At 48.6% G+C, this 23,065-nt stretch carries 21 protein-coding genes, 1 other RNA gene and 1 pseudogene; 14 read left to right on the top strand and 9 right to left on the bottom strand.

The annotated features are described in order from the left end of the window. Positions 1 to 5 precede the first annotated feature (5 nt). From KFF03_RS14080 to smpB, 8 genes are all read right to left on the bottom strand, one after another. On the bottom strand, positions 6 to 1,685 hold the full coding sequence (locus KFF03_RS14080) for an acetolactate synthase large subunit (protein WP_255857552.1): 1,680 nt from the start codon (positions 1,683 to 1,685) through the stop codon (positions 6 to 8). Positions 1,686 to 1,739: 54 nt separating this feature from the next. Continuing rightward, positions 1,740 to 3,371 (bottom strand): FAD-dependent oxidoreductase, encoded by a 1,632-nt coding sequence (locus KFF03_RS14075; RefSeq protein WP_255857551.1) that lies wholly within the window; start codon positions 3,369 to 3,371, stop codon positions 1,740 to 1,742. 122 nt (positions 3,372 to 3,493) lie between these two features. Then, a complete protein-coding gene (locus tag KFF03_RS14070) occupies positions 3,494 to 5,242 on the bottom strand; it encodes an amidohydrolase (RefSeq protein WP_255857550.1) in 1,749 nt (582 codons plus the stop codon). A gap of 68 nt (positions 5,243 to 5,310) precedes the next feature. Continuing rightward, positions 5,311 to 6,168 (bottom strand): hypothetical protein, encoded by an 858-nt coding sequence (locus tag KFF03_RS14065; RefSeq protein ID WP_255857549.1) that lies wholly within the window; start codon positions 6,166 to 6,168, stop codon positions 5,311 to 5,313. A gap of 154 nt (positions 6,169 to 6,322) precedes the next feature. Then, positions 6,323 to 7,363: a methionine synthase gene (locus tag KFF03_RS14060; protein ID WP_255857548.1), complete on the bottom strand. Its 1,041-nt coding sequence runs from the start codon at positions 7,361 to 7,363 to the stop codon at positions 6,323 to 6,325. Between the two features lie 15 nt (positions 7,364 to 7,378). Then, on the bottom strand, positions 7,379 to 8,383 hold the full coding sequence (locus KFF03_RS14055; protein ID WP_255857547.1) for a DUF1852 domain-containing protein: 1,005 nt from the start codon (positions 8,381 to 8,383) through the stop codon (positions 7,379 to 7,381). A gap of 291 nt (positions 8,384 to 8,674) precedes the next feature. Further along, positions 8,675 to 9,034: a transfer-messenger RNA gene (gene ssrA / locus KFF03_RS14050) on the bottom strand. Positions 9,035 to 9,164: 130 nt separating this feature from the next. Further along, complete coding sequence (gene smpB / locus KFF03_RS14045; RefSeq protein ID WP_255857546.1) at positions 9,165 to 9,644, bottom strand: SsrA-binding protein SmpB; 480 nt, start codon at positions 9,642 to 9,644, stop codon at positions 9,165 to 9,167. A 254-nt stretch (positions 9,645 to 9,898) separates the two neighbouring features. Here smpB and KFF03_RS14040 point away from each other — a divergent pair, with 254 nt between their 5' ends. From KFF03_RS14040 to KFF03_RS14030, 3 genes are all read left to right on the top strand, one after another. Then, positions 9,899 to 11,260 carry a sodium-dependent transporter gene (locus tag KFF03_RS14040; RefSeq protein WP_255857545.1) on the top strand — a complete coding sequence of 454 codons (1,362 nt, stop codon included), beginning with the start codon at positions 9,899 to 9,901 and terminating at the stop codon, positions 11,258 to 11,260. Positions 11,261 to 11,359: 99 nt separating this feature from the next. Further along, the gene (locus tag KFF03_RS14035) at positions 11,360 to 11,788 is read left to right on the top strand and encodes a type II toxin-antitoxin system RatA family toxin (RefSeq protein ID WP_255857544.1); all 429 of its coding nucleotides are present in this window, start codon (positions 11,360 to 11,362) and stop codon (positions 11,786 to 11,788) included. 18 nt (positions 11,789 to 11,806) lie between these two features. After that, positions 11,807 to 12,106 (top strand): RnfH family protein, encoded by a 300-nt coding sequence (locus KFF03_RS14030; protein ID WP_255857543.1) that lies wholly within the window; start codon positions 11,807 to 11,809, stop codon positions 12,104 to 12,106. Between the two features lie 14 nt (positions 12,107 to 12,120). Here KFF03_RS14030 and KFF03_RS14025 read toward each other — a convergent pair whose 3' ends face one another. Then, positions 12,121 to 12,525, bottom strand: a complete 405-nt coding sequence (locus KFF03_RS14025) for an outer membrane protein assembly factor BamE (protein WP_255857542.1) — start codon at positions 12,523 to 12,525, stop codon at positions 12,121 to 12,123. A 134-nt stretch (positions 12,526 to 12,659) separates the two neighbouring features. Between KFF03_RS14025 and fur the strand changes: the two genes are divergently transcribed. From fur to surE, 11 genes and pseudogenes are all read left to right on the top strand, one after another. Beyond that, a complete protein-coding gene (gene fur / locus KFF03_RS14020) occupies positions 12,660 to 13,064 on the top strand; it encodes a ferric iron uptake transcriptional regulator (protein ID WP_255857541.1) in 405 nt (134 codons plus the stop codon). A 101-nt stretch (positions 13,065 to 13,165) separates the two neighbouring features. Continuing rightward, positions 13,166 to 13,366: pseudogene (locus KFF03_RS14015) on the top strand (VF530 family DNA-binding protein); the annotation flags it as partial. A gap of 352 nt (positions 13,367 to 13,718) precedes the next feature. Continuing rightward, positions 13,719 to 14,924 carry an OmpA family protein gene (locus tag KFF03_RS14010; protein ID WP_255857540.1) on the top strand — a complete coding sequence of 402 codons (1,206 nt, stop codon included), beginning with the start codon at positions 13,719 to 13,721 and terminating at the stop codon, positions 14,922 to 14,924. A gap of 178 nt (positions 14,925 to 15,102) precedes the next feature. After that, positions 15,103 to 16,104 carry an NAD(P)-dependent alcohol dehydrogenase gene (locus KFF03_RS14005; protein WP_255857539.1) on the top strand — a complete coding sequence of 334 codons (1,002 nt, stop codon included), beginning with the start codon at positions 15,103 to 15,105 and terminating at the stop codon, positions 16,102 to 16,104. Positions 16,105 to 16,310: 206 nt separating this feature from the next. After that, a complete protein-coding gene (locus KFF03_RS14000) occupies positions 16,311 to 17,936 on the top strand; it encodes a CTP synthase (RefSeq protein WP_255857538.1) in 1,626 nt (541 codons plus the stop codon). A gap of 26 nt (positions 17,937 to 17,962) precedes the next feature. Further along, complete coding sequence (gene eno / locus KFF03_RS13995) at positions 17,963 to 19,255, top strand: phosphopyruvate hydratase (protein WP_255857537.1); 1,293 nt, start codon at positions 17,963 to 17,965, stop codon at positions 19,253 to 19,255. Between the two features lie 293 nt (positions 19,256 to 19,548). Continuing rightward, on the top strand, positions 19,549 to 19,836 hold the full coding sequence (locus KFF03_RS13990) for a septum formation initiator family protein (RefSeq protein ID WP_255857536.1): 288 nt from the start codon (positions 19,549 to 19,551) through the stop codon (positions 19,834 to 19,836). After that, positions 19,833 to 20,609 carry a 2-C-methyl-D-erythritol 4-phosphate cytidylyltransferase gene (gene ispD / locus KFF03_RS13985; RefSeq protein WP_255857535.1) on the top strand — a complete coding sequence of 259 codons (777 nt, stop codon included), beginning with the start codon at positions 19,833 to 19,835 and terminating at the stop codon, positions 20,607 to 20,609. The genes KFF03_RS13990 and ispD overlap by 4 nt, the downstream gene beginning before the upstream one ends. Positions 20,610 to 20,646: 37 nt before the next feature. Continuing rightward, positions 20,647 to 21,123: a 2-C-methyl-D-erythritol 2,4-cyclodiphosphate synthase gene (gene ispF, locus KFF03_RS13980; protein WP_304941503.1), complete on the top strand. Its 477-nt coding sequence runs from the start codon at positions 20,647 to 20,649 to the stop codon at positions 21,121 to 21,123. Between the two features lie 12 nt (positions 21,124 to 21,135). Further along, positions 21,136 to 22,254, top strand: a complete 1,119-nt coding sequence (truD, locus tag KFF03_RS13975; protein WP_255857534.1) for a tRNA pseudouridine(13) synthase TruD — start codon at positions 21,136 to 21,138, stop codon at positions 22,252 to 22,254. 39 nt (positions 22,255 to 22,293) lie between these two features. Next, positions 22,294 to 23,064, top strand: coding sequence for a 5'/3'-nucleotidase SurE (gene surE / locus KFF03_RS13970; RefSeq protein WP_255857533.1), 771 nt, complete (start codon positions 22,294 to 22,296; stop codon positions 23,062 to 23,064). Position 23,065 lies beyond the last annotated feature (1 nt).

Genomic DNA, 23,065 nt, shown 5'->3' with positions numbered 1-23,065 from the left:
ACGGTTTACGGCGCCAGTTTCTTTTTCAGTGCCCGGGTCAGTGGCAACGGTAAGCCGGGTAACGATTTTAAGATCCACGGTAACACTTTGCGTTTGGTACCATTTAACGATTCCGGAATCATCACTTCGATCAGGTTCGGGCCGTTATGCGCCAGCGCATATTCCAGCGCTTTGTTCAGCTCTTCAGCCGTTGTGATGCGTGTGCCATGCACGCCCATGCCCTGCGCCAGCTGGGCAAAGTTTAATGCTGCACCACCAATATTCAGTTGTGATTTGGCTTTTTCTCCCACGGATTCTGCACCGACGCGCTCTAACTCAATATTCAGTACCGAATAAGAAGCATTGTTAAAAATGATACTGGTGACATTGAGGTTTTCATTCGCCATGGTCCACAACGCCTGGTTGGTATACATCGAGCTGCCATCACCAATCAGAGCCAATACTGGCCGATCGGGGCAGGCAACGGCAGCGCCAACGGCGCTGGGTAATCCCTGGCCGATTGCGCCACCGGTTAAGGTCAGCATGTCGTGACGTGGTGCCCCTGCGGTCATGGTGTTCAGCATTAACCCGGAGGTGATGGATTCATCGACAATAATGGCGTTATCGGGTAAGAAATGACCGACGGCTTTGCAGACTTTTTCAGCAGTCAGTTTGCCTTTAGGACGAACCGGGCGGTCGGCTGGCTGAAGCTGTGGCAGGGTATCGTTTGCTGCTAAAGCGGCTACCAGTTTTTGCAGACTTTTGATGGTGTCTTGTTCCGGCGTTGCAAGTTCAAACAGGTTACAACCATCCGGTACCAGGTAGCTTTTTTTGCCGGGATAGGCAAAAAAAGAAACCGGTGCTTTAGCATCCACGGTAATCAGATTTTTAATATCGGCCAGCTGTACGCCCACCAGTTCGGCCAGATAGGCGATGCGCTCAACCGGTGGTAATCCGGCTCCGCGTTCGATACGGGTTGGGAAGGTTTCGGCAAATAATTTTACCCCGTGTTTGGCGGCAATTTTGGCGGCTTCCATCAGGCTTGGCTCACGTAACGCACGGCCTCCTAATAACAGGGCGGTCTTTTTACCGCCGCTTTTGGTAGAGAGTATCGCTTTGGCAATTTTTTCAATAACCGCGTCTTCTGCTACAGGTGCTGCAGGCAGTGCCGGAACAGCAGCAGGCGTAGCCCCTTCACCCCAGGACACATCGGCGGGCAGAATTAAGGTTGAGATTTTATTCGGGTAAGTTTGCGCTGCGGTTAATGCATCAGCGGCATCCTGGCATAACGCTTCGGTCGTTTGTGAGGTGCGTACAAATTCTGGTGAAACATTACGGGCAACGGTTTCGATATCCGATTGCAGCTGAGCGTCGTACTGTACGTGGTAGGTGGCATGATCACCGACGATATTAATCATCGGTACCTTGCCTTTACGGGCATTGTGTAGGTTGGCTAAGCCGTTACCCAGACCGCAGCCCAGGTGTAACAAGGTTGCCGCTGGTTTATCAGCCATACGTGCGTAACCATCGGCAGCACCGGTAGCAACACCTTCAAACAGTGCCAGAACAGCGCGCATTTTGGGTTCGTTATCCAGTGCCGCAACAAAATGCATTTCGCTGGTGCCCGGGTTGGTAAAACAGACGTCAACGCCAGAATCGACCAGAGTTTTCATTAACGCTTGAGCGCCATTCATTTTTTTTGCCATGGTAGTTAACTCGTTTATATTCTTATTTTTGAAATTATTGCCGCTATTAAGCGATCAGGCACTTTCGTTGATAATAGATCTCGCCGCTGCCCGGGCGGTCATAATACACCCGGGTAAAAAAGTGCCTTCTAATGAACGTTTGCCATTTGAGCCGCCGCCACCAAAACCAGCGGCTTCACCCACACAATATAACCCTCGCACTGGCCGGTTGTTCTCTGCCAGTACTTTGCACTGTAAATCGGTGCGTAACCCCCCCAGACTTTTGCGGGTAATTAATTGCATACGAATTGCAATATACGGCCCGGAGCCCGGCTTTTGAAGCGGTGCTGGTTTGCAGGTGCGCAGTTTATCCGGCCCCCATTGGCGCGCATGTAGAATACGACGAATCTGATCGTCATTTTCCAGTGCGCTGCCTTTAGCAAAATTGGCATCAAACTCGTCGGCAGTTTGTTGCAGTTGCACTGGATCAATATCGTGTGAGCAGGTGAGGGCATTCATTTTTTCAGCCAGCTCCTGCAATGTATCCGCAACAATAAAATCATCGCACTCGACTGCCATTTGTTTGATTAAATTTTGGTTGCCGGTGATTAATAATTCATAAATAAAACGAATAAATTGTTTGTCGCGAATACGCTGATTATGTTCCGCACCGGAAAGGGCAAATTCTTTAATGGCAATGCGCCAGTTTAATAAATGCCAGGTCCAGGGCTTTTCCTGCTCTGCCACCCGCTGACACAATTCATGGGTATCAAAGCCAGTGACCAATGGTTCCGGACCCATTCGCTCACCTTTATGATTCAACCACAAGGCGGATTTACACGGAATGGTGGATAACCCATGACCGTCAAAATGCGGATAAGGGTGTGGGAAGCCGGCGGCGTAGTTCCACATTTCTCCGGCGTTGACGATATGGCCACCCAGCTTATTAGCTACTTCATGATGTAATGCACCATCAGCATAAGGGTGTGCACCGTTGAGCATGGTGTCTGGCATGGCGCGCTCAACCGGCCAGTTTTGTCGAACCTGCTGGTGGCTGCCGTTAATACCACCGGTGGCGAGCACCACGTTATGGGCTTTGAATTCGATCCGTTCGCCAGTGTCCAGATGATGGCCGATGGCACCGTTTACAACGCCGTTCATAAAGTTGCCTGCCTGAATCAGTTCATCAATGCTGCAGCGGTGTAATAAGGTCAGTTGATCGTTTTTATTCGCTGCATGCATGGCAGTAATCAGGGTGCGGGTTAATTCGCGTGAGGTTCCCCACACCACATGGTAACGCGGTACGCTGTTGCCGTTACCGTATAAACCACGTTCAACCCAATTGACCGCAGGCATAAATTTGATGCCTTCATTGCGCAGCCAGTCGTAGACTTCAGTACGGGAATGTTCAACGTAGTATTTAGCCCAATCGAGCGAGTGGCTGTCATTTTTATTCAGTTCACCAAAACGCAGCCAGTCGCGGTATGCGCGTTCAGGGGTATCGGCAATCCCCATCTTTTTCTGCAGCGGTGTGCCAACTAAAGTCATGCCGCCAAAGGCCCACAGTGCCAGCCCGCCAAGGCGTTCGGGTGTGTCTTTATCAACCAAGGCAACCGACTGACCAGCGCGAAGCAGCTCAAGGGCCGATACAATACCGGCGATACCACCACCGACTACCAAGGCATCGGATGAGATGAGTTTTGCCATAGCAACTGCCTTATCTGATTATTGTTATGGCAGCCAGTCTACGGCAATAAAGGACAAGTCGCTTGACCCTGTGCGACGCACTTTTTGACTCTGGAGGACAGAGTCAAAAAGTGGTTTAGGTGTTATTCACTGACGGGTGGCTCGACCCGGTCATAAGCAGTTGGTTTGGCATACACTAAGCGGCCATCCACAACGGTGGCTTGTACTTCGATATCGCGTAATGCTGCTGCGTCAATGCTTAAGGGGTCCGCATCTAATACAACAAAGTCCGCTTTTTTGCCCACTTCCAGTGATCCGAGCTGATCTTCAACGCCAAACTGATAAGCCGCATTGGTGGTGTACGCGGCCAGTGCTTGTTGTGCCGTGATTGCCTGGTCTTTGCCGATCTCTCGGCCGGAAGAGCTGGTACGGTTAACCGTGATCCACATGTTAAAAATCGGATCGACGGGGGTTACCGGCGGATCGTTATGCATGGTTGGTTGAATGCCTGCTTTGTAGGCATCGGCCATGGCACTTAAACGCTCTGAACGATCTGGGCCAACGGTGCGCTCATAATGTAAATCTCCCCAATAATAAACGTGCGTTGGGAAAAAGGTGATGCCGGTATTCAGTGCTTTGGCTTTTTGAATTTGTTCCGGACGAGTATATAGCGCATGAATTAAATGCGGACGTATTGCGGCCACATCACCGCCGTTTTCTTTATAGCTGGCTTGTGCCGATTCAATCGCGGCTAACGCAACATCGGTTGCACCATCGCCATTGGCGTGAACCGCAGGCCATAAATTGTTTTGGTAAAAATCATTGAGGATTTCATTAAAGTGTTCTTGTGAACCTTGTGCTTCTGCACCGCCAAATTCCGGATCATGATAGCCATGGCTGAAAAATGCAGTACCGCCCTGTGGTGAGCCATCGGTCCAGGTTTTACCAAAACGAATGGTGAGGCGATCCGTCTCATACGCTTTGATATTTTCAGCGACTTCATCAAAGTTTTTGGTATTACTGGTTAATGCGCCCATCACCCGAATCGGAAAATCATGCTGGGCCGTGGTTGCTCGCGCCAGTTCCAGGCTGGTGGTATCCATAAAGCCCATTTCAGAGGCGGTGGTTACCCCTTCTTTTGCTCGTGCATTCGCGGCTTTGAGTAAATTGTCTGGGTTTGTTGGTGGGTAGCCATGCACCTGGAAAAAGGCTGGTTGGCCACTGAGATAACCGGTTAACTCACCATGTTCATCTTTTTCAAAATAGCCGCCATCCGGATTTGGTGTGTTGTTATCAATGCCTGCCCGGCGTAAGGCTTCACTGTTGGCAAAAGCACCGTGACCACTCAAGTGGAAAATCAACACCGGAACGTCAGGGTGCAGCTTATCCAGTACATCACGGGTTGGCCCTTTCTTTTCTTCATACAATTGTGGGTCAGCACCAAATGCCAGAATCCAGCCATCATCATTTGGTTTGGCCGATGCGATCACTTCCAGAGCGCTGGCCAGGGTTGGATAATTAAAGGGTTCAACGTTGGCAATACCGTATGACAATGACCCTAATACGATGTGATCATGGGTCTCGATAAAACCGGGCACAACCGTTTGGCCAGATAATGAATAGGTGCGGTGTAAACCAGATAGCTGCTGGCGTATCGTTGCTTCATCGCCCACAGCCGTGATTTCACCCTGGTGGAAAATCATCGCGTTTGCGCGTGGTTGGTCTGGATTCATGGTGATGATATTGGCGTCGACTACCAATACCGGAGTTTCCTCCGCATCACCGGAATCAAATAACGAGCGGGTGGATGAGCAGGCAGTTACCGCTGATACCAACCCGGCCAGTAATAACAGCTTGGCGTTTTTCCTGAACCTTTCTTTATGTTTCAGCATTGTGGTCTCCATACATGTATTCATCGGTGTGGAATTTCAGGTTATGACGAGATTCGTGGTACTGCTCATTACCACGGCAGAGGGACAACCGGGGTGACTGAAAAGCGAAGTTGGTATTCCGGCCCAAAAGCATCGGGGGCGTCGGTGTAGTGCCATAATTGCAGGCCAAACTTCCAGGGAGCGCCACCGATAATTTCCGTTTTAGCCACACCAATGGCCAGTGGGAAGGTCAGCTCCTGGCCTTTTTCTGCATTATGGTTGTAAGAGTAGGTTGGCTGCATCTGGATTTGCCACGCGTTTTCCAGGTTATATGTGAAGAAGTACTGGCCGCCCGTGATGCTGGTGTTGTAGTCGTCCTCACCGGCAATGTCCCACTGGTGAGTCACAAGAATGCCCATATGGCCAAAGCTGGTGTTGCGGCCATAATAAAATTCAGGGCCCAGCAGCCATTGATCTAAACCCACATCGTCATCCGTTGCGGTCGGTAAGGTACCGGTCACACCCGCAATCAAAACGTTTTTATCCACGGTTTTGCCAATCGCCACATCAAAACCAATATCGCCCAGTACCAGTTCGCTGGTATTGAAGTTATCCGGCGCTACCGATGGGTTCTGATCACCAATCACGGGTGCAGGTTGCTCGATTAACAAGGGTATCAATGGGCGTACAAACAGGTTGGTACCTTCTCCCAGGGAGTAGGGCAGGGATGGTTGAAAGCTGATTTTTTGAGCCGATTGGTCATTGGCGCCAGGCAGGTCACCATCGTAACTGACATGATCAAAGTTAAAGGTCATCAGGCCCATATTGGCATTTGGGTCCGCCATCTTTTTAGCTGCGGCACTGGCATCGGATGCCGATTCTGCTGAAGCAGTTGTGGTAAGTACGGCACAGGATAGCGCTAAAAGCGTTTTGCTAGGGGTAGGCATGGATTGACCTCCGTGTGAGTGACCTTTATCAGTTTATGGTTATTTTTAAATAAAACGTTGAAAAAGGTAATACCAATAGTGAGGATTTTGTGACTAGGAGACCAGAACTTGATCTGAGGCACCTCTGAATCATTCAGTGCTCGCCTCAGCTTGTTCAAATCTTAGCTGCGGATGTTAATTCCTGACGAACAATTTCCGTTCCGGCACTCAGTGCTTTCAGCTTCTCGCGTGCAATATCTCGCGCTAATGGCGCCATGCCGCAGTTGGTACAAGGGTAGAGTTTATCCGCATTAACGTATTTCAACGCTTCACGCAGAGTGGCGGCAACCTCGTCTGGAGTTTCGATTGTATCTGTGGCGACATCGATTGCACCTACCATGACTTTTTTACCCCGAATCAGTTCCAATACTTCGAACGGTACCCGGCCGTTGTGGCATTCCAGTGAAATAATATCGATGGATGATTGTTGCAGTGCCGGGAAGGTTTTTTCGTAGTGACGCCATTCATCCCCGAGTGTTTTTTTCCAGTCGGTATTGGCCTTAATGCCATAGCCGTAACAAATATGAACAGCGGTTTCGCACTTTAAACCTTCGGTGGCTTTTTCCAGTGCTTCGATGCCCCAATCAACGACGTCATCAAGAAACACGTTAAACGCTGGCTCGTCGAACTGAATAATATTAACACCTGCCGCTTCCAGTTCTTTTGCTTCCTGATTCAGCGCCTTGGCAAATTCAAACGCCAGCGTTTTACGATCTTTGTAATAATCATCATACAAGGTGTCGACCATGGTCATTGGGCCGGGTAAGGCCCATTTAATTGGCTGATTCGTTTGTGAACGTAAGAATTTTGCGTCTGCAACAAATACCGGTTTTTGGCGTGACACCGGGCCTACAATGCCTGGTACTTCTGCATCGTAGCGGTTGCGGATGAAAACCGTTTTTTTGTTCTGCCAGTCAACACCACTCAGGTGTTCGATAAAAGTGGTGACAAAATGCTGACGGGTTTGTTCACCATCACTGATGATATCGACTCCGGTTTGCGTCTGCTCCTGCAATGTGACGTGAAGTGCATCCTTTTTAGCAGCAATTAATTCTTCACCTTCCAGCTTCCAGGGCGACCAGAGTGTTTCCGGCTCTGCCAGCCAGGAGGGTTTTGGTAAGCTGCCAGCGGTTGACGTGGGCAATAGCGTTTTCATATTTTTTATCAGGCCTTATAACACGTGATTTTCAGACCATTGATCCAGTAATATCTGGAACGGTTTAATAAAGTTTTCTTCGGCAAACTTGCCTTGTTTTATCGCCAGCTGGCTGCGTTCTACCCGGTCATACACGATTTGAGTTAGTGAATGATCCGGGTGTTTTAAATTCGGTTGATAACGAGTTCCAGCAACGGCGTTGGCGTTGTAAATTTCCGGGCGATAAATTTTCTGGAAGGTTTCCATGGTACTGATGGTACTGATCAGCTCCAGATTGGTGTAATCCGTCAGCAAGTCACCAAAGAAATAAAACGCCAGTGGGGCAACGCTGTTCGGTGGCATAAAGTAACGCACCTCAAGGCCCATCTTTTTAAAATACTGCTCGGTCAGAGACGATTCATTTGGCAGGTATTCCACACCCAATATCGGATGTTGGTTTTCTGTTCGCTGATACACCTTATTGTCGGAAACACTCAAACAAATAACCGGTGGTTTACTGAAGTGTTGCTGGTAGGTTTTTGAATGCACAAAGTCTTGAAATAATTTACCGTGTAAATCACCGAAGTTATCCGGAATCGTGAACTTAGGCTGATTTTTGTTGTGATCTGGCAATAACACGCTGAAATCGTAATCACGCACGTACGATGAGAAGTTATTCCCGACAATGCCTTCAATACGTTTGTTGGTTTGGTGATCAACAATATTGGTTTTTAATATCTCAATGGTCGGAAAGGTTTCTCCTGTGCCCGCGATATCGATATCTACCGAAACAATTTCCAGCTCCACAGAATAGCGATCACCTTTTGGGTTATCCCAGGGGGTCAGTGCGTTAAAGCGGCTATTCACCATCCTTAGTGCATTGCGCAGGTTCTGTTCGCGACTGTCGCCACGTGCCAGGTTAGCGAAGTTAGTGGTAATGCGGGTACCATCGGCGGGTTGGTAGCTTTCGTTGAAGCGGATTTTTTTGATGCTGTAGTTAAAGTTGCTGCCGGTAAAGCCGCTGTTGAATTCGTTATTCATGATCCGGTATCCAGTAGGAAGATAAATCTGGAGGTGCGTTGTTAACTGCACTGTTAAGTGTGATTTATACGCGGATCTATTTATGAGTAAAAACGATATTAATTCAATTTAAGGTGAGATTTTCTAATGATTGTGTGATGAAAGGTTGGTTGTATCGTAGGTTTCCGTATTGTGGACGGGGGTTCAAATCCCCCCATCCCACCAGTCCGGCCTCGGTTGCCATGTGTCTTTATAATCCAGATTTCAGCCAATAAAAAACCCCCGACGTTTTAACGTCGAGGGTTCTTTGTGTGGTGGAGATGGGGGGATTTGAACCCCCGTCCGCCAATCCTCCACTAGAGAATCTACATGCTTAGCCGTCTCTATTCATTTAACTCATCACGACCCGAGGGGCAGGGTGTTTAGAGCTGTCTCGATTAAGTTTTAACCTGTTGGACTACGAGCGAAGTCCGCGAGGCGAGGCTATAAGACGATGCCACCGTCCCCCGGCTATAGCCACCCGAGTTCTGGTGTAAGCGGGCTTATGCCGCTAGTGCGTAGTTTTCGTCGTTTGCGACTATAACTAATGTACAGCGTTTATTTACGAGATCACCGTACGCTCTCGACATGCATCCATAGCTTTGTAATCAACGTCGAATCCTAATCATCCCCGAATTCTTGTGCTTACCAGCATGGTGTCATCAGTCTCTAACCTGACGACGTACTACTTAAATGGTGGCGAGACTGAAAAATTCAACCCGCGATCCACTTAGTAGTGAAAAACGCCTTAGATATTAGCACGTTAGCGTACTGAATGCTTCATCAGGCGTTCTTTTTGTTTGTTCCAGTCTTTGTCTTTGGTTGCCGCACGTTTGTCGTGGTTCTGCTTACCTTTGGCCAGTGCCACTTCGGCTTTCACATTCGGGCCTTTCCAGTACAGTGCTGTGCACACGCAGGTATGACCTTTAGCTGCGATTTTCTGTTGCAGGCGATCCAGCTCTTTACGGTGCATCAACAACTTACGTTCACGACGGGGTTCACAGATGACGTGAGTCGATGCTTCTTTTAACGGCGTGATTAATGCGCCGGTCAGCCAGGCCTCACCTTTGTGAAAAACAATGTAGCTGTCGACCAGCTGCACTTTGCCCTGGCGCAGGGCTTTGACTTCCCAACCTGTCAGGGCAATGCCAGCTTCGAGCTTATCTTCGATAAAATAATCGTGGCGGGCTTTTTTATTCAGGGCAATGGTATTGCCACTTGGCTTTGGTTTCTTTTTGCTCATGGGCGCCATTATAGAGGAGGATGCTGTGGCTGGTAAGCCTTGGCGAGCGTTTGTGGATAAGTCTTTGATTGGACTGACCTTTTCATTCCTCTGAAAGCATGTTTGGAATTAAAACCTGACTATCTGGTTTACCAGGTTACTATTGTCCTTTTTTTAATCAGAAAGCGTGGATTCGTGCTTGAGCAGACATAACAAATCTTTAACAATACGCCCCGAATTGAATGAATCGTAACCGCATAACGGATAATAAAATTATGAATAACGATAAACGGGGAATGCACGGCATTTGGAACAATCGCTGGACCTTTATTCTGGCCGCGACGGGTTCTGCTGTGGGCTTGGGGAATATCTGGAAGTTTCCGTATATCACCGGTGAAAATGGTGGTGGTGCGTTTGTACTGATGTACTTACTGTGTATTCTGGCAGCGGGTATCCCGGTCATGTTGGCAGAGGTGTTGATTGGTCGTAAGACACGCCTGAGTCCGATTCATGCAATGCAATCGATGACCAGTGAATACGATGCGCCTAAGTTCTTCCGTGTTATCGGTTGGATGGGTGCACTGGCTGGTTTCTTTATTTTGTCTTTTTACAGTGTGATTGCTGGCTGGACACTGGAATACATCGGTGAGATGGCGGCAGGTACCTTCGCTGGTGCCGATGGTGATAAAGCTGGTGCTGTGTTTAACGAACTGTTAGCTAACCCGGTGATGCTGACGGTCTACCACACCATCTTTATGGTTCTGACCGCCTTTGTGATTGCACGGGGTGTGAACAAAGGGTTGGAAAACACCATTCGTGTTCTGATGCCAATGCTGTTTATTATGCTGATCCTGTTGTTGGGTTATGCCATGACAACCGAAGGTTTCACTCAGGCATTACATTTCCTGTTCGACTTTGACTTCAGCAAGTTAACCGGCGAAAGCGTGGTGGTTGCTCTGGGTCACTCCTTCTTTACCCTGTCTCTGGGTATGGGTGCCATCATGGCGTATGGCGCGTACATGCCAGAAAAAGAGTCGCTGGGTAAAACCGTGTTAACCGTTGGTTTCCTCGATACGCTGGTGGCGCTGGTTGCCGGTATCATTGTGTTCTCTATCGTATTTACCAACAACCTTGAGCCAGGTGCTGGCCCGGGTCTGATGTTTGTGACTTTCCCTCTGGCTCTGGGTGGTCTGCCGGGTGGTGACATTCTGGGTGTGTTGTTCTTTGTGCTGGTTGCCATTGCGGCCTGGAGTTCGGCGATTTCAATTGCCGAACCAGCAGTCGCCTGGGCGGTTGAGCGTGGTTTGAGCCGTGTACAGGCAACGGTTGTGATTTGTGGCCTGGCGTGGATTCTGGGTATTGGTACCGTGTTGTCATTTAATGAATGGGCTGAAGTGAAATTCTTCGGTAAAACCATTTTCGATAATCTGGACTTTGTTTCTTCCAACATCATGTTGCCTCTGGGCGGTATTCTGATTGCGATTTTTGTTGGCTGGTTTATGAAAGAAAGCCACACCGCTGCGGAAGTGGATAAGGGTCGCTCGGCTATTTACAACATCTGGCGTGTGATGGTTCGTTTTGTGTCACCAATTCTGGTGGGCATCATCTTCCTGAACGGCTTGGGTGTTTTTGGCTAAGCAAATAACGCCTTAATGCTCTGATACGCCGGAGCGGGTATACTCCCGCTCCGGCGTTTTTGTATCGGTTTGCCATGCCGTTTGAATAAGTGAGGTGCCATGACCACGATTACCCGCAGTGCTTTGGTAATGCACACTGCTGAGCAGATGTTTGATCTGGTTAACGACGTTCGTCGTTATCCTGAATTCCTCAGCGGCTGTGAAAAAACACATGTGATTGATGAGGGCGATGACTTTATCAAGGCGGAGTTAACCATCTCTAAGGCCGGTATTCATCAGAGTTTCTCTACCCATAACACACTGGAGCGCCCGGCACGTATGGAAATGCGTTTGCTCGACGGTCCTTTCAGTCACTTTTATGGCGTGTGGACGTTTGAAGCCTTGTCAGAGGAAGCCAGCAAAGTATCACTCGATCTTGAGTTCGAAATGGGCAACAAGGTAAAGGCAATGGCAATGGCGGCGGTCTTTAAGCAGGTCGCAAATATGATGGTTGATTCGTTTGTGAAGCGGGCAGCTCAAGTTTACTGACAGCATCAGGAGAAAATAATGGATGACGTAGCCATGATTGAAGTTGAAGTCGCGTATGCCTTACCTGAGAAGCAGAAGATTCTGACGGTGCAGGTGGAAGAGGGCTCAACTATTTTGCAGGCGGTACAGCAATCGCCGATTCTGGAAGAGTTTCCGGAGCTGAATCTCGATGAGGCCAAGTTCGGTATTTTTGGTAAGGCGTCACGTGCGCCACAAACGGATACGGTACGGGATGGTGATCGTATTGAAATTTATCGACCACTGCTAATCGATCCAAAACAAGCCCGGGCGAACCGGGCTGCTAAAACAAAGAAGTAATAATGTAACGGTAATCAGGAGGCGAGCAGGCCTTCTGCTTTAACCGGTTTTTCCTGTTCTTCCTCAGCTGGCAACTGTTGCTTTTTCTCTTTCAGAGGATCAACCGGCAGCTGACCTTCGTAATGTGTATAAATGCCCTGTTCATCAAAATACACACGGATATGATAGCGCTTGGTGACTTCGTCGTTTTGTTCCAGAGAGTAGAGATAATCCCAGCGTTGTTGTTGATACGGGGTTTTCACTACCGGTGTTCCCATCACATATTCTACCTGACGCTGAGTCATGCCTGTTTCCAGCTGAGCCAGCATGTCGTCGGTCACAATGTTGCCTTGTTGGACGTTCAATTTATAAACACCAGGAAACGCGCAGCCCGCAAGGGTTGCAATACCCAGTAAAACAGTCAGAATTGACGCTCTCATACATACACTCGTTATTGGCAAATCGTATGTCGCCGCAGTAAGCTGACAAGCAAACGCTTATCAGTTGCGAAGGGCGACTCATACCAGCGATAATACCCGATAATACAACTGGCTGTGAAATATTCGAGGAAAGCATGTCCGATCAAAATGTGGAGCTGCGTAAAGCGGGACTGAAGGTCACCCTGCCACGGGTAAAAATCCTGAGCATTCTGGAAAGCAACCCAGAGGCCCACATGAGCGCGGAAGATGTGTACCGTTCTCTGATTGATGCCGGGGAAGACGTGGGTCTGGCAACAGTTTACCGGGTTCTGACTCAGTTCGAGAGTGCTGGTCTGGTTGAACGTCATAACTTTGATGGTGGCCATTCTGTGTTTGAATTGGCGCGTGGCGAACACCACGACCATATGGTGAACGTTGATGATGGCACGGTTATCGAGTTCTCTAATGAGCAGATCGAACGTTTGCAGCACGAAATTGCTGAGCAGCATGGATTCGACTTGGTGGATCACAGCCTGGTACTGTACGTTCGCAAAAAATAATGGCGCTGCCATTACGTTGAACATTTTGATGGCCTCTGATGTTACGGTGAAAATCGTTAATGTCAGAGGCCATTTTCATTCTAACTGCCCAAGAGATACATATGACAACCGGAAAAACAGACCACCTTCACGGCATAACGCTTGAAAAATTGTTAACTGAGTTGGTCGAACACTATGGCTGGAAGACGTTATCAGGCTGGGTTCGTATTAATTGTTTTCGATCGAATCCCAGTGTTAAGTCCAGCTTGAAATTTCTGCGTCGGACTCCTTGGGCAAGAGCACAGGTTGAAGCGGTATTTATTGCTTACAAAGAAGGTAGTAATAACCAGCAAATTACTGACATCATAAAAAAAATGGCAGGCTTTTCTGCGAAGAAAACTGCTTCAACTTCTGTTTCTGAAAAAAGCCCGGTTAACCCCTGGAAAAAATAATCTCTGTTTTTGCGGATTTTGCATTGAGATTATATAAACGGTTGAGTTCTCTTTTTTCAGAATAATAAAATAATATTAAATTTTTACTCTGATGACCCCTTTGTCGTAAATAATTGAAAAATGACCTTGTAGTTATTTGGCGTATCGCATGTTTTGCGTTTTTATAGCGCCACAAATTATTCACAGTATTTCGGCACAATGTGCTGAAGTAACAACGGAGGTTATGATGAAAAAAACATTCCTTTCTTCTGCAATTGCAGTTTCTTTAATAGCGCCAGCAGTATCGGCTAATGACAACGCTGGCTGGGTTGGTGTTTTTGGCGAATATTATAATCCTGATAATAATAAACCAGAGCCAACGGGTTACCTGGAAGACGGTAATGGTGTCGGTATCGAAGCGGGCTGGCACTTATCAGAAGACTGGGCGGTGCGTGCTGAACTGGCAAAAAACTACTTAGGCCGCAAGAAAAGTGATATCCGTGGTTTGGATGTTGAAGATGAAGGCATCCGCGTTGGTGCCGATGTACTGTATTTCCTGACGGATGATCAGTGGTATGTTTTCTCCGGTTTAAAACATCAGGAAATCGAAGGACAGCGCACATTGCTGGATTTGGGCTTCGGTAAACACTGGGAACTGTCCGAACGTTGGCAGGGTATTACCGAAGTGGCCGCTTATCAGGATATCGATGAAAGCTTATTGGACTTCGGCCTGAAGCTGGGCATCGCATATAAGTTTGGTTTCTCTGATGATGAAGGAAACAATGCCGCTGCAGCTGCTGTCGCGGCAGGTGGCGCAGCGGCAGTTGCAGCAACCAGTGGTACGGAAGCTGATTCGTTAACAAAAGATTCCGATGGTGATGGCGTTGTTGATGCTAAAGATTTATGTGCCGGCTCCGAAGCGGGTGTTGCAGTCGATGCTGCTGGTTGTGCGGTGGTCGCTTCTACAGCTGCAGCAGTGATCGACTCTGATGCTGATGGCATCGCTGATGAAATGGATAAGTGTGCCGACACGCCAGCAACTGATAAGGTGGGTGCTGATGGCTGTAGTGTGCTGACTGAACAGGAAGTATCAGTTGCTCTGAACGTTAATTTCGCTAACAACAGTGTTGAAGTGGCGAACCCGAATGACCCTCAGTTTGCAGAGTTTGCGGCATTTATGAAGCGTTTTGGTAAAGCAAACGCAGAAGTTGAAGGTCATTCTTCTGCTGGCGGCGCAGCCTCTTATAACCAGAAACTTTCACAGCAGCGTGCCGAAGCCGTCCGTACCTTGTTGATTGAGCAGTATGGTGTCGATGCATCACGCCTGACTGCAAAAGGCTATGGCGAAAGTCGTTTACTGGATACCTCTGGTACGGCAGCAGCGGCTAAGCGTAACCGTCGTATTGAAGTAAAAGTATCGGCGACTCAGGTATCCGCTGAGCAGCGTTAATTTAGCTGACTTTATTCGTGCTTTTATACTCATGCTCGGGTGGCTTCCGGTTTTCGGAACTCCCTGAGTATGAGTTTTATCATTTATAAGCAACAGTGCGTTGCTTTTCTTCTTCTTTGTTCCCTTCTATTGTTGTTCCCATAGCAGCTGATTTGCAGTTCTTAATTGGAGAATAACCATGATTAAAGCCTATGCAGCGACAGAAGCCGGTGGCGAGCTGAAACCGTTTGAATACGACCCTGGCCCATTGGCTGATCACGATGTTGAAATTGACGTTGAATATTGCGGCATTTGTCACAGTGATCTGAGCATGCTGAATAATGAATGGGGTATTACTCAATATCCGTTTGTTCCCGGCCATGAAGTGGCGGGTAAAATTTCCGCCGTTGGCAAACACGTCAGCAAGTTCAACGTCGGCGATCGTGTTGGTTTAGGTTGGCATGCGGGCTACTGCAATGACTGCCAAACCTGTACCGAAGGTGATCATAATCTGTGCTCCTCCGTCCAGGGCACCATTATTGGTCGCCATGGTGGTTTTGCTGATAAGGTTCGCGCACAAGCCACCAGTGTGGTGGCATTGCCGGAAGGGCTGGATAGTGAACAAGCCGGGCCACTGTTTTGTGGTGGCATCACGGTTTACAACCCGATGGTGCAGTTTGATGTGAAACCAACTGCCCGTGTGGGGGTGGTGGGCATTGGTGGTTTAGGCCATCTGGCATTGCAGTTTCTGAATGCCTGGGGTTGTGAGGTAACGGCTTTTACCTCATCGGAGGCCAAGCGTCAGGAAGCTCTGGAGCTGGGTGCGCATCACACACTCGATTCGCGTGACAGTGAAGCACTGAAAGCAGCGGCGGGTAGTTTTGATCTGATTTTATCCACCGTGAATGTGTCTCTGGACTGGAATGGTTATATCAACACGTTGAAGCCACGTGGCCGTTTGCATCTGGTGGGGGCGGTACTGGAACCGGTCGCGGTGAGCGTGTTTGCACTGATGGGCGGGCAACGCAGTATTTCCTCGTCGCCAGTTGGCAGCCCGGCCGTGATTGCGCAAATGCTGGACTTTGCTGAGCGTCATGATATCGCGCCAAAAGTGGAGGTATTTGATATGGCGGATGTGAACAAAGCCATTGAGCATCTGGAAAACGGCAGCCCACGTTATCGGGTGGTTTTGAGGAAGTAAGCGAAACCTCAGGTGCAGCCGGGCGAAAGCAGCGCGGCTGTGCCATAAATGTACACGAAAAAACACGCAAAGAAATTTACCCCGAATACCTCTTCTGGTATCCTGCCCTCCCATCTTGAGTGAAGCTTTGACGGCCCTTTCCCAGCAGGGGGAGTGACCTTAAAGTCTTCCAAAATATATTCATCTTCTCGTTCTGCGGACCTTCTATGACACGTTTTATCTTTGTCACGGGTGGTGTTGTTTCTTCTTTGGGGAAAGGCATCGCTTCTGCTTCTTTGGCTGCTATTCTGGAGGCGCGTGGCCTCAAGGTAACCATGCTCAAGCTGGATCCATACATTAACGTGGACCCGGGCACCATGAGCCCGTTCCAACACGGTGAAGTATTCGTAACCGAAGATGGTGCTGAAACCGATTTGGACCTTGGTCACTATGAGCGTTTCATTCGTACCAAGATGTCACGTCGTAATAACTTCACTACCGGCCGTATTTACACCGACGTGTTAGCCAAAGAGCGTCGTGGTGATTATCTCGGCGGTACCGTTCAGGTAATTCCGCACATCACGGACGAGATCAAGCGTCGTGTCTTAGAAGGTGCTGAAGGTGCCGATGTAGCGCTGGTGGAAATTGGCGGTACTGTGGGTGATATCGAATCTCAGCCATTCCTGGAAGCGGTTCGTCAGATGAAGGTAGAGCTGGGTTCCAAGCGTGCATTGTCGATGCACCTGACGCTGGTTCCTTACATTGCGACAGCAGGCGAAACTAAAACCAAGCCGACTCAGCACTCGGTAAAAGAGATGCGTACCATTGGTCTGCAGCCAGACATCCTGATCTGTCGCAGCGATCACACCATTGATGCCTCTTCCCTGCGTAAAATTGCTTTGTTCACCAATGTGGAAGAGCGTGCCGTGATTCCGCTGGAAGATGCCGACACCATTTATAAAATCCCGGCGATGCTGAATAAGGCTGGCTTGGATGAGTACATCGTTGAAAAGTTTGATTTAACCTGCAACGAAGCGGATCTGTCCGAATGGGCGGACGTTGCGGATGCCAAGCTGAACCCTGAGCGTGAAATTAATATCGCCATGGTTGGCAAATACATGGAGCTACTAGACGCATATAAGTCTTTGATCGAAGCGATTGATCACGCCGGCATCCACCATAAAGTAAAAGTGAAAATTGATTACATCGATGCTGAAGATGTCGAGCGCAAAGGCACCGATATTCTTAAAGGCAAAGATGCGATTCTGGTTCCGGGTGGTTTTGGTAACCGCGGTGTGGAAGGCAAGATCAAAACGGTTCAGTACGCTCGCGAAAACAAAGTGCCATTCCTGGGGATCTGCCTGGGGATGCAGAGTGCGGTGATTGAATTTGCCCGTAACGTTGTTGGCTGGGAAGATGCGCATTCTTCGGAATTCAGCAGTGGCACTCAACATCCGGTTGTTGGTTTGATTACCGAATGGACGGATGCGTCGGGTAACACCGAAACCCGTACTGAAAATTCTGACCTGGGTGGTACGATGCGACTGGGTGGCCAGGAGTGTCGTCTGACCGAAGGGTCGAATACCGCGCTGGCTTATGGTTCTGATGTCATTGTTGAGCGTCACCGTCACCGTTATGAGGTGAATGCCACCATGATCGCAGAGCTGGAAAAAGCGGGTTTACGCATTGCCGGTCGCTCCATTGATGGCGATCTGGTCGAAGTGGTTGAGGTTGCTGATCACCCTTGGTTTGTGGGTTGTCAGTTCCACCCTGAGTTTACGTCTACACCACGTGATGGACACGGACTGTTTAAAGCATTTATTAACGCAGCCATTGATCAGGCTGACAAATAAGATTTTTTTACGGAGATTAAAATAGCATGGCTAACATTATCGACATCAAAGCACGCGAAGTTCTGGATTCCCGTGGTAACCCAACCATCGAAGCAGACGTGACTCTGGAAGGTGGTTTCTTTGGTACTGCTTGTGCGCCAAGTGGTGCATCGACCGGTACTCGTGAAGCACTGGAACTGCGTGATGGCGATAAAAGCCGCTACCTGGGCAAGGGTGTTCTGAAAGCGGTTGAAAACGTAAACACTACTATCAAGTCTGCACTGGTGGGCATGGACGGTACTGATCAACGTGCTTTGGATAACAAAATGCTGGAGCTAGACGGTACTGACAACAAAGCTAACTTAGGTGCCAACGCGATCCTTGCTGTATCTCTGGCGGCGGCTAAAGCAGCTGCAACTGCTAAAGGTGTTGAGCTGTACGAACACATCGCTGACATCAACGGTACTGCTGGCCAGTACTCTATGCCAGTACCAATGATGAACATCATCAACGGTGGTGAGCACGCAGATAACAACGTTGATATTCAGGAATTTATGGTGCAGCCAGTGGGAGCTCCAACGTTCGCTGAAGCGCTGCGCGCTGGTGCTGAAATCTTCCACAGCCTGAAAAAAGTGCTGTCTTCTCAGGGCCTGAACACTGCTGTTGGTGACGAAGGTGGTTTTGCTCCTAACTTAGCTTCTAACGCTGATGCTCTGGCTGCAATTAAAGAAGCCGTTGCTAACGCTGGTTACGAGCTGGGTAAAGACACTACGCTGGCTCTGGACTGTGCCTCTTCTGAATTCTACGTTGACGGCAAGTACGACCTGAAAGGTGAAGGCAAAGTATTCTCTGCTGAAGAGTTCTCTGACTATCTGGCAGAACTGTGTGACCAGTACCCAATCGTTTCTATCGAAGACGGTCAGGACGAATCTGACTGGGATGGCTGGAAGTACCAGACCGAAAAATTGGGCGCTAAAGTACAGCTGGTGGGAGACGACCTGTTCGTGACCAACACCAAGATCCTGAAAGAAGGTATCGAAAAAGATATCGCGAACTCTATCCTGATCAAGTTCAACCAGATCGGTTCTCTGACCGAAACTCTGGAAGCGATTAAGATGGCGAAAGACGCGGGTTACACGGCTGTGATTTCTCACCGTTCTGGTGAAACCGAAGACACAACCATTGCTGATCTGGCTGTTGGTACTTGTGCTGGTCAGATTAAGACGGGTTCTTTGTGTCGTTCTGACCGTGTTGCTAAGTACAACCGTCTGCTGCGTATTGAAGAGCAGCTGGGCGCAAAAGCACCGTACAATGGTCTGAAAGAAATTAAAGGCCAATAATCTGAGCTAGCTGCGTTGTTGTCGCGGCGTTAAAAAAAATCTCAAAATGCTCACTTATTTCAATAAGCTCCGCGTTTGAGATCTTTTTTGCCTTGCGACAACGGCCTCGCTAACGCTCAGACATTCAAGCTGAGGTGTTAGCAAAAAATAAGAAAGAGGTTGTTTATATATTCTTAAAACAGCGACAGGATGTCGCGGTAGGATCGAGGGCCATGGATGGCCCACCGATCCGGTGGCTAAGAATATATAAGTAACCTCTTTCCCTATTTAGGAAATCTTTAAAAGGAGGGAAAATGCGCTGGCTGATTTACACCTTAATACCTGCAGCATTACTGCTGATCCTCCTCTATCGGTTGTGGTTTGATGATACTGGTCTGGTTGCCAGTAACGAACTGCAGCAAAAAATCGAACAACTACAGCAGGATAATGAGGTTCAGCAAAATCAGAACCGTGCATTAATGGCTGAAGTCAGAGATTTAAAAACCGGTAATGAAATTCTTGAAGAAAAAGCCCGCGAAGATCTGGGTTTAATTCGTGAAGGTGAAACCTTTATTCTCTTTGTTGATCCCGCCAAAAAATGACCAACACGAACAACTCTTTAAATTCGGCTTCCTCAAAAGCTTCACCTAAATGCTGGCCAATTTTACCCGCTGCCGGTGTTGGCAGCCGGATGCAGGCCGATCGCCCTAAGCAATACTTGCCGTTACATGATCAGTTTCTGATGGATCATACTTTGCGACTGATGTTGAGTTATCCAAAGTTTGAGCAGCTGGTGCTGGTGTTATCTGAAACCGACCCCTATTGGCCGGACAGTGCATTTGCCAATGATCCACGCATCATTCGTGCGCCGGGCGGCAGCGAGCGTTGTTATTCGGTTTTAAACGGCTTGCGGGCACTGGAAGGCATGGCTGCTGAAGATGACTGGGTTGCCGTGCATGATGTGGCTCGCCCGTGTTTGCATCACTCAGATTTAGATGCGCTGTTTTCGGCAGTAGAAAATTCAGCCATCAACAATACCGGGGCTTGCGGCGCGATCTTAGCGTCTCCGACACGCGATACCATGAAACGTGGCATTAAACAGCCGGATGGAACCATCACCATTGATCACACGGTTGAGCGTGACCAACTCTGGCACGCATTAACGCCGCAGGTATTTCGTTACGCTGAATTAAAACAGGCACTGGAATTCTGTTTGCAGAATCATCTGGAAGTGACCGACGAAGCTTCTGCGATGGAGCAGGTTAACAAGCAGCCATTACTCGTCGCAGGCCGATCCGATAATATTAAAGTGACCCGTCCGGAAGATCTGGCACTGGCTGAGCTGTTTTTAGCTCAGTCCTTAAACCAGTCTTAAATTGATTAACCATACTGAATAAAACAGAGATCAGATTATGCGTATTGGCCACGGTTTTGATGTTCATAAATTTGGTGAAGGGGAGTTTGTTACCCTGGGTGGCCTACAAATCCCTTATGAAAAAGGTCTGATTGCACATTCAGATGGTGACGTCGCTTTGCATGCATTAGCGGATGCATTATTGGGCGCAGCAGCGTTAGGTGATATTGGCAAACATTTCCCTGATACTGATGATGCCTACTCCGGTGCTGACAGCCGGGTTTTATTACGTCATGTGGTCGGTTTAATTCGTGATAAAGGTTACCGCGTGGGTAATGTGGATATCACTATCATTGCTCAGGCACCCAAAATGGCACCTCATATCCAGGCGATGCGCGAACATATCGCAGCGGATTTACAGGTTCGCCTCGACGATGTGAACGTCAAAGCCACAACCACTGAAAAACTGGGTTTTGAAGGCCGTAAAGAAGGTATCTCGACACACGCTGTGGCGTTATTGCTGGCAGCCGAATAAAGAATCAATGACATGACTGAATCTGCATTACCCGTTTGGCCCAAACTCTATCCGGATACCCACGCCACTGGTTGGCTGAAATGTCATAACCAGGACTTCAAAGTGGTAGAGATTCCACTGAGCTTACCCTGTGGTGAGGGCGAACATATCTGGCTGGAAATTGAAAAAAACGGTGTAAATACCGGTTGGATTGCCAAACAATTGGCTGAGCTGGTAGGTGTTAAAGAAATGGATGTGGGTTACGCCGGTTTAAAAGATCGTCATGCCATTACCCGCCAGTGGTTCAGTATTTATTTACCGCTGGTGCGTTTGCCCAACGGTGAGCCGGATTTTTCTTCAATTGAAAAAAATGAAGATGGCGAACAAATCCGTATTCTTCAGGTAACCCGTCATTCGAAAAAATTACGCCGTGGCGAATTACTGGGCAATCGTTTCGAGATTCGTTTACGTGATATCAGTTATCGAGAAGGTGGTGATAAAGCCGCACTGGAACGTAATCTGGAAGCCGTAAAACAAGGCGGTGTACCCAATTATTTTGGCGAGCAGCGCTTCGGCCATAATGGCGGCAATATTGAAGCCGCACGGCAGATGTTGACGGGAGAAGCCAGCGTTAAAAACCGCAGTAAAAAAAGCATTTATTTATCGGCGGCGCGCTCTTTAATTTTTAACGAAGTTGTCGCTGCTCGTATTCAGCAGCAAACTTATTCTCAGGTTTCTGAAGACGATATTGCCGCCGAACAACAGCTTAATGGTCAGGCAATTCCGACCGCGCCGTTATGGGGGCGAGGCCGATTGCAAACCCAAGGCGATGTATTGGCACTGGAGACTGAAATCGCTGAGCGGTATGCCGATATCTGTGATGGCCTCGAACATCGTGGATTAAATCAGGAACGTCGGGCTGTGATCGCTGGGGTGGAGAACTTTACCTGGCAATGGTCGGTATCAGACTCTGAAATGGCGGCCAGTGGTGATCCGGCTTGGCAAGGCACCAGTGGAGACGATTTAACGCTCTGCTTTTCTTTGCCAAGTGGGTATTATGCAACGTCTGTCATTCGTGAGTTGTTATCTCCATTAGAGAAGACACCCGCTTGGCAAACTGACAACAAGCCACGCACCGACGATAAACCATAAACCGACGATAAATAGTTTTTTACGAACAGAGACATAATCATGAAACTGATGCTTTCCAATGATGATGGTGTACATGCACCGGGCCTGAGAACACTGGCGCAAACATTGGAACAACAAGGTCATCAGATTCATGTCGTTGCCCCCGACCGTGATCGCAGCGGTGCCAGCAATTCATTAACACTGGATCGGCCGCTACATCCCACTCATCTCGATAACGGCTTTATCAGCATCAACGGTACGCCGACGGATTGTGTTCATCTGGGTGTGAACGCTTTTTTTGATGGCGAATGTGAGCGTGTGATTTCCGGTATCAACGCTGGAGCCAATTTGGGCGATGATGTGCTGTATTCCGGCACGGTAGCAGCCGCAATGGAAGGGCGCTTCCTGGGGAAAACCCCAATTGCGGTGTCTCTGGTTGGTAAACAACATTTTGTCACGGCGGCACGGGTCATTATTGAGTTGTTGCCACATGTTGAACAACTGGCGCTGCCTGCCAACTCTGTGATTAATATCAATGTGCCGGATCTTCCCTATGAGCAATTGCAGGGATTTGTTGTCACCCGTCTGGGCCATCGTCAGCGTTCCGATAATCCGGTGTTAACCACCAACCCGCGTGGCAAGGAGTGTTACTGGATCTCTGCCGCGGGTGATGCCGCCGATGCAGGAGAAGGCACCGACTTTTATGCGATAAAGCAGCAACAGGTTTCCATCAGCATTATCCATATGGATATGACCTTACATACGGCCCAAACGGATGTTGCTGAGCAGCTACAGACATTGATTGGTCAGCAGAATGGAATGGGTGGATAAC

It is taken from the genome of Bacterioplanoides sp. SCSIO 12839, assembly GCF_024397975.1.
In the GTDB taxonomy this organism is placed as follows: domain Bacteria; phylum Pseudomonadota; class Gammaproteobacteria; order Pseudomonadales; family Oceanobacteraceae; genus Bacterioplanoides.
Note: the sequence above shows the minus strand (reverse complement) of the source record. Positions and strands in the feature narration are given on the sequence as shown.